This is a genomic window from Amycolatopsis sp. NPDC059235, from assembly GCF_042754125.1.
GTDB lineage: Bacteria > Actinomycetota > Actinomycetes > Mycobacteriales > Pseudonocardiaceae > Amycolatopsis > Amycolatopsis albidoflava.
In genome coordinates this window covers 60,968-74,513 of sequence record NZ_JBHZAG010000009.1, presented here as the reverse complement: position 1 = coordinate 74,513, position 13,546 = coordinate 60,968, and the positions used below count along the sequence as shown (strand labels likewise).

9 protein-coding genes and 2 pseudogenes are annotated in these 13,546 nt (G+C 68.3%); 6 read left to right on the top strand and 5 right to left on the bottom strand.

The annotated features are described in order from the left end of the window. Positions 1–16 precede the first annotated feature (16 nt). The 5 genes and pseudogenes from ACFXI3_RS08895 to ACFXI3_RS08875 all read left to right on the top strand — a co-directional run. Positions 17–295, top strand: a complete 279-nt coding sequence (locus tag ACFXI3_RS08895; RefSeq protein WP_344286034.1) for a hypothetical protein — start codon at positions 17–19, stop codon at positions 293–295. Continuing rightward, on the top strand, positions 280–459 hold the full coding sequence (locus ACFXI3_RS08890; RefSeq protein ID WP_378399070.1) for a hypothetical protein: 180 nt from the start codon (positions 280–282) through the stop codon (positions 457–459). Before ACFXI3_RS08895 ends, ACFXI3_RS08890 begins: the two co-directional genes overlap by 16 nt. Before the next feature lie 350 nt (positions 460–809). Further along, complete coding sequence (locus tag ACFXI3_RS08885; RefSeq protein WP_378399165.1) at positions 810–1,349, top strand: RHS repeat-associated core domain-containing protein; 540 nt, start codon at positions 810–812, stop codon at positions 1,347–1,349. 203 nt (positions 1,350–1,552) lie between these two features. Then, on the top strand, positions 1,553–2,098 hold the full coding sequence (locus ACFXI3_RS08880; protein ID WP_378399068.1) for a hypothetical protein: 546 nt from the start codon (positions 1,553–1,555) through the stop codon (positions 2,096–2,098). Positions 2,099–2,145: 47 nt separating this feature from the next. Continuing rightward, positions 2,146–2,291: pseudogene (locus ACFXI3_RS08875) on the top strand (23S rRNA (adenine(2503)-C(2))-methyltransferase RlmN); the annotation flags it as partial. A gap of 741 nt (positions 2,292–3,032) precedes the next feature. Here the strand turns inward: ACFXI3_RS08875 and ACFXI3_RS08870 are convergent. From ACFXI3_RS08870 to ACFXI3_RS08855, 4 genes are all read right to left on the bottom strand, one after another. Then, positions 3,033–5,093, bottom strand: coding sequence for an AbfB domain-containing protein (locus ACFXI3_RS08870; protein WP_378399066.1), 2,061 nt, complete (start codon positions 5,091–5,093; stop codon positions 3,033–3,035). A gap of 11 nt (positions 5,094–5,104) precedes the next feature. Next, positions 5,105–5,389, bottom strand: coding sequence for a hypothetical protein (locus tag ACFXI3_RS08865; RefSeq protein ID WP_378399065.1), 285 nt, complete (start codon positions 5,387–5,389; stop codon positions 5,105–5,107). Between the two features lie 132 nt (positions 5,390–5,521). Further along, on the bottom strand, positions 5,522–9,193 hold the full coding sequence (locus ACFXI3_RS08860; protein WP_378399063.1) for an ALF repeat-containing protein: 3,672 nt from the start codon (positions 9,191–9,193) through the stop codon (positions 5,522–5,524). Positions 9,194–9,273: 80 nt separating this feature from the next. Then, a complete protein-coding gene (locus ACFXI3_RS08855) occupies positions 9,274–10,329 on the bottom strand; it encodes a hypothetical protein (RefSeq protein WP_378399061.1) in 1,056 nt (351 codons plus the stop codon). A 636-nt stretch (positions 10,330–10,965) separates the two neighbouring features. Here ACFXI3_RS08855 and ACFXI3_RS08850 point away from each other — a divergent pair. Beyond that, positions 10,966–11,079, top strand: a pseudogene (locus tag ACFXI3_RS08850) (23S rRNA (adenine(2503)-C(2))-methyltransferase RlmN); the annotation flags it as partial. Positions 11,080–11,413: 334 nt separating this feature from the next. Here ACFXI3_RS08850 and murJ read toward each other — a convergent pair. Beyond that, positions 11,414–13,240 carry a murein biosynthesis integral membrane protein MurJ gene (murJ, locus tag ACFXI3_RS08845; RefSeq protein ID WP_378399164.1) on the bottom strand — a complete coding sequence of 609 codons (1,827 nt, stop codon included), beginning with the start codon at positions 13,238–13,240 and terminating at the stop codon, positions 11,414–11,416. Positions 13,241–13,546 lie beyond the last annotated feature (306 nt).

Here is a 13,546-nt window from a genome sequence, read left to right as displayed (position 1 = left end):
GAGTGGAGTAGTTGTCTTGTTGTGTGCGCCGAGCCTGCTCGATCCGGCGGCTGAGGAACTGAAGCTGGCTGACGTCAACGGTCCGCAGACCGCGGTGGACGTGGCCCGCGCGGCTCGCGCCCTGCTGGGCGAGCGGTTCGATTCGGGAAGCTTCATGTACGTCCTGATGCGCGCCTTCGACGTCGAGTACACCTCCGCACGCGACGCCACGCGGTGGCACGAGTTCCACGGCGGCCCGCGGGCGTTGTCGGACGCTGATCTGGAGAAGCTGCTCGCTCCGTGGCTCGCCCGCTGATCATTCAGCCGGTCGTTCGGGAACTGCTTCGTGTCCATGTCGAGGGTGTGCTGGTGCGTCCTCGGCTGGCCGACGCGGCGCTCGATCTGTCAGCCGCCCCACAAATCGTGAAGCTTGTTTCCCTGCTGATCGAAGACGGCGAAGTCACCGTTAACCGATACTGACACGCCGCCCGGCCAGTAAATCACCTCGAGTGCGCGGATCCTCCTCGTCGAGCGACGCTGAGACATGTTCCCCGTCCGCCAAGTCGTAACACATACCGGTCGGCTCGAAGCACACCTGGCCGCCGTTGTCGCCGTATGCCCCGAACCGCACCGTAATCCTGTTCTCCGCCAAGAGAAATCCTTAACTCCGCCGCGTGGATGATCTCTTTCACCAACTGTACGCACGGAGGCGCGGAGGCGATTGCCCGCGACTCCTCTGGTGAAAGTTTCTCGAGCAGATCCCCTGACATTCAGGTCGGTCGGGTGATCTCTCCCGATGGAGCCACGAAGTCGACGATCTCGCCCGGTGAATCCATAGCGAACCGCGGGCGTACGGCCGTGTTGTGCACGAGCAGATCGGCCCGGTCCGCAGCTCCTACAGCTGGCTCGGACAGCACCAGCGACCATACGAGCACGCCGGAGCGTTGTCCGTGGTGCAGATGGGCGAGCTGCCCTACAGCCCGTTGTTCGCACGGTTCATGTGCGTGGACCCGGTTGATGGCGGCAGCGCCAACGACTACGACTACGTGAACGCCGACCCCATCAACGAAATGGACCTGACCGGCACGTGCTCGTGGAACCCGCGTTCGTGGGGCGGCTGCGCGAAGAAGGCGCTCAAGGCCACCAGCCGAGGCCTAGTCGCCGCCGGGAAATGGGCGTGGCGCAACAAATGGACGATCGCCAGCGGCGTAGGAGCGGGCGGCGTCCTCTGGGGCACCCAAACGGCACGGGACATTTACCGAAAGCAGTTCAGTCGGAAGAAAGCCATTGGGAACGGGTTGTTGACCCTGGGCGGGGGAGCTGCCGACCGATTGTTCGCCGGCGCTTGGCGAGCTCGCAATGTGGTCTAGCAGGGAAGAAATCCTTATTTACACCGCGGTGCGGGAGGGCATCACCGGGGACCGGTAGCCTGGGCAGGACCGCCCTTGTTTCCGCAGTGAGCTATTTCGTCTCAAATCGGTGGTTCTGAGCTGCCTGGAAAAACATGAGTGAACCCAGCTTGCCCGGGACGCGGATACGTGCCTGGCAGGCTGGGTTTGTTAAGGTGGTATTTGTGCGGCAAGGCGACGTCTTCGCGGTGATCCGGCGCAGGCCGACGATGGTACTGGGCTGGGTGGGCACTGCCGGCTTGGCAACGGCAGCGGTATGGCTGATCTTCAGCGTGCCGGACGACGCTGGCTTTTGGTATATGTTCCAGGGGTTGCTCGCACTGTGGTTGATCACCTGGTTCGTCTGGCTTTGCGGCACTAACCCAAAACTGGTGGTGGCGAAAAACGGGGCGGAAATCACGAACTACTTTTTCCGTTACTGGATTCCATGGGGTGCGGTGTCCCGAGTTGAAACCACTGACCAGACGGTCATGTGTTTGTTGGACGGACGCCGGATGAAACCCGCCGTCGGGGAATGGTCGCTGGAAGGCCGACGGCACGGCAACCCGGTGCAGCGGGAGATCGGCGAACGGGTCGCGCGGGCCAGAGAGTCGGCGCGGAAGAAACCGGAATCGGGCAACGACGTCCGGCGTCGACTCCATATCCATCCGATCCCGTGGTTGGCGGCGTTCGCGGTGCTCATCTTGTTCATGTGGTCGGTACGCTACTGACAGGGCCGCCAGGTTCCCGGCGGCTGGCGGAGGCTTGAACCGACGGCGGTCAGCTGGTGCACGTGAACGTGATTCCGCTGAACCCGACGCCGGGTTCGAAGTGGGACGCGTCGCTGACGCCCGTGGAGTGCGAGTTTGTACGGTGATGAACGCTGGCAGGGTTGCGTGCACCGTGCGGGATACTCGTGGCTAGGACATTGCGGCGGCGTGTGGCCAGCTCGCCGCTGAAGGTTGAGTTTCCGTTTCAGCGCTGGATAGTCGGGCAGGGCCACGGTGCTGTTGACTTTTCTTGCCCAGCTTGAGCGTGCCGTTCGGGAACGGGTGCCGGGACAGCGCGGCGTTGCGGAGACGGATGCCGGTGGCGGCAGCGGGGGCGAGAACCTCCCGGCATCGGTGCCGCCCGGCTGGCCGCCCTCGGCGTACTTGCGGAGCCTGCTCTCGTAACAATCGAAAACAGCCCGGTGATTGCCTTGGGCTCGGGCGAGCTCGCCAGCCAGGTATGGCGGTGACCACCGCGGTTCCTGTGCCCATGCCGCCGATGGCGGCGTCGCCGACGAGGCACCGGCACCCGATGGACCAGGTATCCAGGTCCGAACCGGCCGGCGTCAGGCCGGTTGCAGCCCACTGGAACGAACATCGACCGGCATCGCGTGCGGGAGTTCTCCTGGCAGGACGCCCAGGCTGGTTCCGCGATAGCGGGAGCCGGTAGGTCGCGAGGGCGGAGAGCGGACCGCTCAGGAGAACCGCGACGCCGCGGAGTTCGACAGTGCCTCAACTTCGGGGAGTCCGCGCCAGCCTCACCTCCTGTGCCGGGAGATGGCGGCTCGAATCGGATCCGAACCCGCGCGGGATCGATGCCAGACGGATATCCGGCCCAAGGAAAACCGGGACCACCTCGCGCGCGGCGAGATGGCCCCGGTTCTGTGCGGCCGGGTCAGACTCGGTAGTCCTTTGTCTGGCCGGTCGCCGGGTCGTGGTCGATGTTGCCGTTCTGGAAGGTGCTGCGGCGCAGCGTGCCGACCTGGACTTCGTCCGCGGTGGGGAAGCCGAGGTAGGACCGCTCCCAGCCGAGCTGTGCCCAGCGGTCGCGGATCGCGCCGTAGACCAGGTGCGCTCCGGTAAGGGGCGACCAATAGATCGAGCCGCCGTTCTGCACGTGCGTGTAGCTGCCCGCGACGTTCGGGGTGGGCGTGGTGTCGGTCGTCGGCAGCTGCCAGTGGTACTCGCCGACGCTCTTGTACTTCTCCAGCGCCGGGCCGGTGATCGCGTGCGCACCGGTCGCGGCACTCCAGTACATCCGGCCGTTGGCGTAGTCGCGGTAGCGCACGCCGCCGTTGAACGCGTCGTACACCTCGGGCGCGGCCGGGGCGCCCAGCACGGCTCGGACGGCGTCGTCGTTCTTCCAGCGCTTGGAGATCGGCGTGGTCACCTCCGGGTCCGGGTCCACCACGGACCAGGTGGTGTCCTCGGGGTACAGCCGGCTGGAGTTGTAGTTGGCGTCGTCGGTGCTGGTGGCCGAGTAGACCTGGCCGCCCCAGTGGCGCAGGAAGTGGCCGCGGTGCGCGTAGGACTCCAGCGAGATCCCGGGTCCGGACTTGCCGGGCTTGGAGCACCAGGTGGCGTCGTTCTTGAACGGGGTGCCGCCGTCGCTGGCGGCGAGCTTCACGACGTCGCCGTCGGTCCGCAGGAAGCTGCCCGCGAACTGTGCGGACTCCAGCGAGAAGCAGTTCGGATCGGCCATGCCGTCCTTGATCTTCCAGGTGGCGCCGGTCAGCTTCGAGGAGCCCTGGGTCCCGGGGTCGCCCCAGACGATGTAGGTGTTGCCGCCGTTGCTGGTGACATACGCGCCGCGGATGCCCGGCGTGGTCACCTCGAACGACTGGGTCTGCACGGAGTCCTGTCCGCTCTGCAGGAACGTCTCGACGTCCCGGTCGGAACCGGCGAGAGCGGCCGCGGCGGCCGCGACCAGGCGGGGACGCATGCCGCCGTTTTCGGCGCGGGCCTTGATCTCCCGCGCGACCCGCCGGTTCTCGGCGGCCTTCTTCTCGTTGTCGATCGCGGTGTCGCGATCGCGCGCGGCGTAGATCCCGGTGGCGATGTAGGCCTTCCAGTCCGCCGGGTTCGCGCTGTTCAGCGCGGTCTGGCCGGCGATGGCCACCTGCGATCCGGCGACGGCCTTCTCCAGCAGCTTGCGGATGAAGAAGTCGTCGGCGAGATCGAGCATCGAGTCGGTGGTGTCCAGCCCGACGACGGTGGCCGCGTTCTGGCGCGCGGCGCGGGCGATGAGCCGAGCCTTCTCGGCCTCGGTGCGGTCCTTGTCGGCGTTGACGGCGTCGATCTGGTCCTGCTGCTTCGCGGCGAGCAGGCCGCTGGAGAGGAAGATCTTCTGCTCCGGCTCGGGCGCGTCGAACGCCGCCAGCGCGGCGGCCTTCACCTTCGGGTAGCCGGTGACGAAGTGCCACAGCTCGAAGATGAAGTCGCGATAGCTGAGGTCGAGCTGCTGCGAGGTGACCGGCATGGCGACGAGCGCGGCCGCACTCTGCTTCAGTTTGCGCGCCTGATCGCGCTCCTGCTGCCCGCGAGCGTAATTCTCGCGATCACGCCCGGCGAGATCCGTGATCCCGGACCGGATGAACAACGTCGACGCGGTGTCGCCGTCGCGATACGCCTGAAGCGCCGCGGCCTTGACCAACGGGAAGTGCGTGTCGTCCGCGGTGTCGAAGATCTTGAAGACGAAATCGCGGTCGCGCAGCACGAGCCAGCTGTTGTCGATGTCCAGCCCCAGCGACCGGATGGCGTTGACCTTCTCTTCCGGGGTCGCCTCGGGAAGCGCGGCCGCCGCGGGAGCGGGCGGAGCCTCCGGCAACGCCTGCACCGGCGGCGTCGGCGGCGGAGTCGCGGCCGAAGCGATCGGTGCTCCCAACCCGATGAGCAGGGTCGCCGCGGTTGCGGCGACTGCTGTCCGGCTCAGCAGGCCGGGTCTTTTCTTGTTCATCGCAGACACTCTCATTCCCCCGTGGATTCCTTACGTCCTGCCGCGACCTGAGCGGCGAAAACAGCCAAAGCCGGTTCTTCGCGTTCGATCAGCGCGTCCTTGTGCCCGGGATCGTCGGCGAGCTGGGGATAACCCCAGATCGCCTGCGTCCCGGATCCGCCCTCGTCCCGGGTGGCGAACCGCCAGTCAGCGGGAAGCTCCCCGTCCACCACTTCGAACAGCTCCACCGGAAGCCAGTCCGGCCGCCCGGAATCGGACTCGACCAGCACAATAAGACCGAGCTTGTATACGGCCATCCCGTAAACGCGATATTCTTTTCCAGTTGAAATCAAGAACTTCGAAGAGTTCGTGAAATACAGGCCACGCTTCGGCTCGCCGATCTCCTCGCCGCGATTAAATAAGCACCTGACAATCACCGGAGCGCCTCGTCATCTGTCTTTGTACTTGAAATCATCCACGGCGCCACTGATCTTGTTTCGAACGTAATGAACTTCAACACCGTTTACTTCCATTTTCATCTTTACCCAGCCCTCCGCGTCCGGCCAGCGTTCGTCCTGCATTTTGATGGGGATTTCGACTCCCGTTTGCGGCTCGAGCCGGGCCTCGTCCATCGCGATCTGCTCGTTGATGCTATTCGAACTATAACGTCCGGTGTGTCCCCTGCCCAGGGGTTGCCGAATGCACGGGTCCGGGCTTGCTTTCTTCGCCTGCACGAGCATGCGTTCGCCCTGGATCGGGCAGGAGGGGAACTTCCTGAACCTCTCGGAGATATTCCGGATGAGGGCAAGGGCCCGCTTGCCCGCCTCGGAACCTTCGAGGAACTTCGTCAAGCCGGCGGCGATCTTGACGATCGCGGAACCCACTTCAGGAATCTTGGCGACCAGCACCAGCAGCGAGCCGACGTTCACCACGGTCCACAAGCAGGAAGAGACATCGGCCTCGGCGAAGCACTTCTTCGCGTCGGTGTACCCGATCACGTCGAGCAACACCTGGCCACCGTTTTCCAGGATGTATTCGATCACCCCTTTCTTCGCGGCGTCCGCGGCCTTCCGGTATTCCTCCTGCCCCTCCGGAGACATGTCCTTGAGGAACCGGGCCTCGTCCTCGGGCGAGAGCCCGGCGTCGCCGTCGCCCGCCTGCGCGGCCTGCTTGGCCCGCTCCGCCGTCTGCCGGTCGCGTTCCGCCTTCTCCGCACGGTCCGCCGCGTGGCCGGCGTCGACCGCGCTCTGCATCGCGTTTCGCGCTGCCTGGGCGACGTTGTCCGCGTGGGTCTTCGCTTCCGCTGCCGCTGATTCCGCCGCTGTCGCGTCAGATTCCGCCTTGCTCGCCGCTCCGCGGGCCGCCGCCGCGTCCGACTCCGCTCGTCCGGCCGCCGCGCGGGCCGCCGCTGCTTCTTGCTCCGCCGAAGATGCTGCCCGGCCCGCGATCGCCGCGTCGTTGTTCGCCGCGTTCGCTGCCGCGCGTGCCTTGACCGCGTCTTCGTGTGCCTGAGCGTCGGCCTGGGCCGCTCGTTCCGAAGCCGCGCGGGCCGCGGCACCGTCGACAGCCGCGTCCGCAGCGGACTGCTGAGCCTCTGCGGCCGACTTCGCCGCGGCGGCCGAGGAGCGCGCGGCTGCGGCTGAGGCGTCGTAAGCGGGCTTGACTTCGCCCGCGGCCCGATCGGCGGCCTCCTGCGCGAGCCGCGCGGCTTCCACCGCCTCGGTCGCGCGCTGCTGCGCAGCCGCGGCCTGCTCCGCCCCGACCGTCTTGGCCTGGTTCGCCACCAGCAGAACAAAATCGGCGTCGATGTCGCCGCCGCTGAATGGCGCGACGACCTGGATCGCGGTGTTCGCCGGGTCAGTGATCGCCTTCGACGACGCATTCGCCGCCGATGCGGCCTGCACCGCCAAGCCCGCCTGTGTTGCCGCCGACACCGATTCCGCCGCTGCCGCGTCTGCTTCGGCCTTCGTGCGTGCCGCCGACCGCGCCGCCTGGATGGCCTCGTCAGACGCCCGCTCCGCCAGGGTCACCGCGTTGCGTGCGGCTTCGGCAGCCTGCGCCTCGGAGAAGGTCGCGTCGGACGCCGCAGAATCGGCCTTCAACCGGGCCGCGTGCGTTGCCGCCGCTTCGGCCTCGGCTTGGTTGGCCGCTGCGTTCGCGCGGGCCGCCGCGGCGGCCGCCTGTTGTGCCGCGGCCCGAGCCCGCGCCGCGTGCGCACCGGCTTCGGTTGCCGCCGCACGGGCCCCCGCTGCCGCACCGGTCGCGACGTTCGCCGCGCCTCGCGCTGCTCCCGCTGCGGTACGGGCGGTGATCGCCGCGCCCGCGGCCTCGTTCGCCGCGTCCCGCGCGGGCTGCTCGTACTGGCCGCCCCGGGCGGCCGCGGCCATCGCCGCCGTCGCGTCTCTCCGGGCCTCGGCCGCGCGCTGGGCGCATTCTGCTTGGAACGCCCGGTCCCGGGCATCCGCCGCGTTCTTCTCCTCCCCGCGCGCCTTCGTGTCGAGATCCGCAGCCCGGCCGTTCGCGCCGTCGGCGACACCTCGGGCGGCCGCGGCGATCCCGGCCTGCCGGTCTGCCTCGGCTCGCGCTGAATGCGCGGCCGCTGCCTGCTGATCGGCCCGAGCCCGGGCGGCTGCTGCCGCCGCACGTTCACGCTCGGCCGTCGCACGTGCGGCTGCCGCGTTGGCGGCCTCCCGCTCCGCGGTGACCCGAGCGTTGCGGGTCCGCTCGGCGGCAGCCCAGGCCTGCGCCTCGGCGGTTTCCGCGGCCTGCCGCGCGGTCTTCGTGCGGGCAGCGGCGTCCTTGGCTGCCTCCGCCTGCACCCGTGCGGCCTCGGCGATCTGCGCTGCGGCCTTCGCGTGGTCCTCGGCGTGCATCCGCCATTGGCGCGCTTCTTCCGCGTGCCGCTCGGCCTTCTCCTGCGCGTTGCGTGCCTGATCGGTGAACGCCGTCGCGTCGATCGCGTGCTGCGCGGTCTCCGACGCACTCACCGCGGCCTGCGCGGCGTCCGCCATGCCAGTGGCCATCTGCGCCCACTGCGTGCCGTAGGTCAGCCCGGTCTCCACCAGGATGTTCGCCTGCACCTGGGCCGACGCTGACGCCTGCCGGGCCTCGGTCGCGGCCTGCTGGGCGTAGCCGAGCTGACGGGCGACCTCGGCCTTCTGCCGGTCGAAAGCGTCCGCCGGGTGCTGGCCGCCCGCGGTGTTCGCGGCGAGGATCTGCGCGGCCTTGCGCGCCTCGTTCCCGGCCGAGATCAGCGCGTTGGCCGACTTCTCCAAGGCACGGACGCCGTTTCCGTGCGCCACCAGCAGATCGCGCCGAGCCTGTGCCGCGCGGGCGGCCTTGCGTGCGAGGTCCGACAGCTCTTCGGCCGCCTTGTTGCGCGCCTCTTCGTCCTTGATCTGCTGTTCCCGCGCGTCCGCGTCGATCTTGGCCGCTGCCAGGTAGCCGGTCTTGAGGAACTCCGCGATCGCCGCGTCCCCACCGTCCAAAGCGGACTGCGCGGCCCGCTGGACGGCCGGACCCGCCGCCCCCGCCAGCATCTGCACCCGGGCGCGGGAGCGGTCGCGCACTTCCTGCGCGCCCTTGGTCGCGTCGGCGTCGCGCTGGTTCGCGATGTCCTTGCCGTAGGCCAGGAACAACTTCCGGTCGTACGCGCTGCCCGCGAGCACTCGCTCGACCTCTGCCTTGAGATACGGGCCACCGGTGCCGCGCAGCGCCTGCACCTCGGCCAATTCCCGCCGCGCGGTCTCGTCCTTGCGGGCCTGGGCCCGTGCCTTGGCCTCGTCGATCCCCTTGTTGAGGAACTCCATGATCGCCGCGTTGCCGCCCGCCGCGAGCGCGGCCGCGGCGGCGTCGCGGACTTCCTGGTCTTCGGCCAGTTCGGCGTTGTCCACCACGATCTGGCGGAACCGCGGATCACCCCAGTCCGGCACCCCCGAGGATCCGTCCCACTCCCGGTACGGATCCTCGGGCATCGGCCGCGCCGGACCGCTGTCGGCCGGTTGACCGGCGGCGGCAGCCGCTGGCCGGGCAGCCGCGGCTGACGCGGCACCGGGCTGGACCAGTCCGACGAACACCGCGAACGCGAGGAAGACCACCAAGAGTCTTCGGGCGTGTTTCACCAGATCCCCCTGTCGTCGGCAATTCCGGGCATGCCGAAAGCGCACGGAAAAATGAAAGAAAAAGCGGAAAGAAAAGAAATTCAGGCGGCGCTGACGCGCTGCTCGCCGTCACGGGCCTGCTGCAGCAACGCGGTCCAGTACTGGGCCTGCTGCGCGGCGGCCTTGCCTTCCTCGGTCCACGCGGACTGGTTCGCCTGCGCGGGCTGGACGATCGCGGCCCAGTTCGGCCCGCTCGCCGCGTTCGCCGCGGCGAGCACCGCGGCCCAGTTGGCGGCCTGGCGATCAGCGAGGAGTTTGGCCTCTCCCCAGTACGACCGGGCGGGCCCGGTCTGCTCGCCGACCGCCTGCCACGCCCGCACCGCGGCCGCCTTGGCCTTCTCGGCGAGATCGCCCGAGGCGTCGCGCGCGGCCTGCTCGGCAGCCGCCGCGTCGCGCAGCAACCCGGCCAGCGCGGCCCGCCAGCGCATCTCGTCGTCGGCGCTGCGCAGCCGATGCGTGTCCAGGTCGAGCTTGGCCCCGAACGCCCAGCCGTCGGCGAAGAAATCGACTACGTCGCGGTCGGTCGAACCGACACGGACGGCGTAAGCGGCACTCACCCGGACCTGCTCACCAGGGTCGTTGGCGGCGAGGTCGCGGACGAACTGCCGATCTGCTTCGGCCAGCGCCTTCGCTTGGTCGCCCTTGGCTTCGCGCACCGCGCTGTCCCGCTGTTTGGCCGCGGCGAAGCCGCCATTCGCGAAACGCTCGCGATCCGCGTCGTCACGGCTGTCGACGGCGTACTGAGCGGCAGCGTGCACTTCCGGCGAGAATTCGGCCGGATAGGCGGCCAGCACGCGCCGGGCGAAATCGCTGTTGCGCGCGTTCTTCTGTGCGGACAACTGGACGGCGTAGTCGTAACCCGACGCGGTGAACTGCTGGATTGCCGCCTCCGGCGCGCTGGACAGCAGCGCCTGCCAAGCAGCGACCCGCACGATGGATCGCGGGTCGTGCAGCGCCAGGTACTGCACCCAAGCCTTGTCCGCGTTGAAATCCTGAACGCTGACCGCGGCGGCTGACGCCGCCGGTGGCGCAACAGTCGAGCCGACCGCGACCGCCGCTGACAGGCAGACCGCAGAAATCAACGCGCGCTTGCGCATTCGGTTTTCCCTCCCCGTACCCGCAAGCAGAATCGCCGATGCGGATAAAGCAAAGGTAATGGCACAGTCATCGGCAGGCCAGTGAGATGATCGTCACCGGCCAAAGATCCGGCAACGGGTAACAGGTGCCCGCGAACCTGCGATCAGCAGGAGTTTCACGGCCGACAGGTCTAGACCTCACCTGCCAAACGGAGCAGCGCTTGTGACGGGTGGGATTGTGGCGGCACGGTGCCGTTACCGTCAGATTCACCTGTTCGGCCCAGAGTCAAATCCGCTGACCTACGCCGTGCGAGAGCGGGAGCTGCGCCCCGCCTCGTCCCTCTCAAGCCATTTCGCCGTACACCTGGCACGTAACCGGCGTGACGATTTCTCGTGCCAGTTGAATTCAAAAACGCACTGCACAAATCCACAGGTTGACCCTCCGGCGAGTCCCGCCCGCAAGATGGCGGCCGGCAGAGTGGTCGTCATAAGGGGTCCCTGCCGACTCGCTCGTTGTCGGAGTGGATCGCTTTCGGCGACGCCCGACCTGAACAAGAGTGAGGTTGGAAGGCCTTGCACGGTCGCTGTGCCCGGACCCCAGTGCTCCTGACGATGTCCTGAGCTGCTGGTTTCGTGGAGGGCGACAGTTGTAAAAGGGTAGGCATGGGCGAGCCGCTGGCGAACTGCAAGCGTGTGGTGGCCGCGGTGCGTCGGATTACTGAGCCTGCGCCTTCGGGTTTGGGGATTGGCCAGCGTTCGGTGACGGTGTCGGCGGCGCTGTCGGAGAACATGCGCGCGCAGAGCACATTGACGATCGCCTGCCGCTGGTCCGGGCTGTTCTGGCCGAGACGTTCCAGCGCGTCCAGTCGGTTGTCGGCGGCCACCTGCTCCTGGAGTGCGTGCGTCCGGGCCGCCGCGACTTGGTCAAGCTCCTTTTGCTTCAAGGCGATTTCGGCGCTCCGCTGACGACGGGCGGCTAGCAGCAGCGCCGCCACGAGCCACACCGCGACCGTGATTCCCAGAACCACGATCACGGCGGAAGCGAACCAGATCATCCGGATCGACAGGACCCGGTAAGCGACCGTCCCAGGCTCGGGTTTCGCGATCACTCGGCGTGTCGTCGCCGGCCTTTCACCAAGCGGGTGAACCTCTTCGTCGCGGGCGCGAGTTCCTCGACCTTCAGCGCCGCGAGCACGCCGAACGACACCGCGAGTCCGACGAGGCCCTGCAGGATCAGCTTGACCCACACGGTTGCCCGGCCCCCGCCGCCCGGCACGAGCCAGCCGGCGGCGACGGCCGCGGCGACGCCGAGTCCGCTCGCGACGACCGTGAACAGGATGACCCCGAGCACTCGCTTGCTGCGCAGGTTGCCGAGGCGCACCCACAACCAGACCTGGCCCATGATCGCGCCGACGACGAACGTCAGGGAGTTCACCAGCATGGCGCCCAGGACGATGTCGCGCGCGTCCAGCAGCACCGGGCACAGATACAGCAGCGGAATCTTCACCGCGGTCATCACGACCATGATCAGCGTCGGGGTGCGCGCGTCCTTCATCGCGTAGAAGACCCGCAGCTGCAACATGACCAGCGCGTAAGGCAGCAGCCCGAACGACGAGATCGCCAGTGCCTCGCCGAGCCGGCCCGCCTCGGCCGCGGAGTTCGCGCCGCCGCTGAACAAGGCGACCCCGATCGACCCGCCCACCACCGTCAGCACGGCGGCGATCGGCACCAGCATCACGGTGGAGATGCGCGACCCGTAGGAAAGATCGGCCACGACCTTGCGCACATCGCCGTCCGCGGCGTTGCGGGACAGCCGCGGCATGATCGCGGTCAGCAGGGACACCCCGATCACGCCGTAGGGCAGCTGGAACAGCAGCCAGGCGTTGGAATAGATGGTCACCCCGCCCGCGTCGCCGCTGGTCAGCACCCGGGTGTTGACGGTGAGGCCGACCTGGCTGACCGCGACGTAGCCGAGGATCCACAAAGCGAGGCCGCCGAACTCCTTCATCCGCTTGTCGACGCCCCAGCGCCACTTGAAGCGGAACCCCGTCCGCAGCAACGGCGGGACCAGCAGCGCCGCCTGCACGGCGATGCCCAGCGTGACGCCGATGCCGAGCACGAGCAGCTTCGGATCGCTCATGCGCACGGGATCGGTCGAGATCTTGCCCGGCATCAGCATGAACAAACCCAGGGTCGCGATGACGACGACGTTGTTCATCACCGGAGCCCACGCCGTCGGGCCGAAGATGTGCTTGGCGTTGAGGATCGCCGACAGCAGCGCGAACACGCCGTAGAAGAAGATCTCGGGCAGCAGCAGCCGGGCGAACGCGTTGGTCAGCGCGGAGTTGGCGTGTCCGCCCTGCTCCGTGTACAGCGAGGTCAGCGCTGGTGCCGCCGCCACCGCGATGACGGTGCCCACGGCCAGTACCGTCAGGCCGACCGTGAGCATTCGCTGCGTGTACGCCGCGCCGCCGTCGGGATCGTCCTGCGACCGCACCATCAACGGCACCACGACACTGCTGAGCACACCGCCGAGCAGCAGTTCGAAAACGACGTTCGGCAGCGTGTTGGCGATGTTGAACGAGTCGTTCTCGACGCCGGTGCCGACCGCCCACACGAGCATGAGCTTCCACAGGAAACCGGTGATACGGCTGACCAGCGAGGCGATCGCCATCTTCCCGCTGGACTTCGCGATCGACGGCGGCGCCGCCTTCGGCTCGACGCGCGGCACGTAGACGGTGGCGTCGAGATCCGGATCCGGCGCGCCGCGGGGCAGCCGCGGCAGCATCCGGGGGACGAGCGAGTCGTACGGCCGCAGCACGTCCGGGTCGGCGACCGGCCACCTCGAACTCGCGGGCACCCCGCCGACGCGCGGGATGAAGATCGTCGCGTCGGGATCGTTCGGCGCCAGCGGCGGCGCGCCGAACGGCATGCTGTCCTGCTGGCGCTCCTGCTGCCACGGCCGGACCAGCGGCCGCCGCTGCGGGGGAGGCGGCTGGCGCGGCGGCTGCTGGCCGCGCGGCGGGAGCCGCCTGCGATACCCGTTCGCCCCCGGCGGGATGCGGAGGGTCTGCTGGTCAGGGCTCGGCGGGCGCTCAGGCGGCGGGTGCTTGACCCGTTCGGCGGGACGCTCTGGCGGCCACTCCGGGTCGCGGTCCAACGTGTGCCCCATCGTCAACGGTCGATTCGAACCCCAGGGTAGTCAGCTCGCGCGCCCCGGTGGCTGATCCGGGGATAG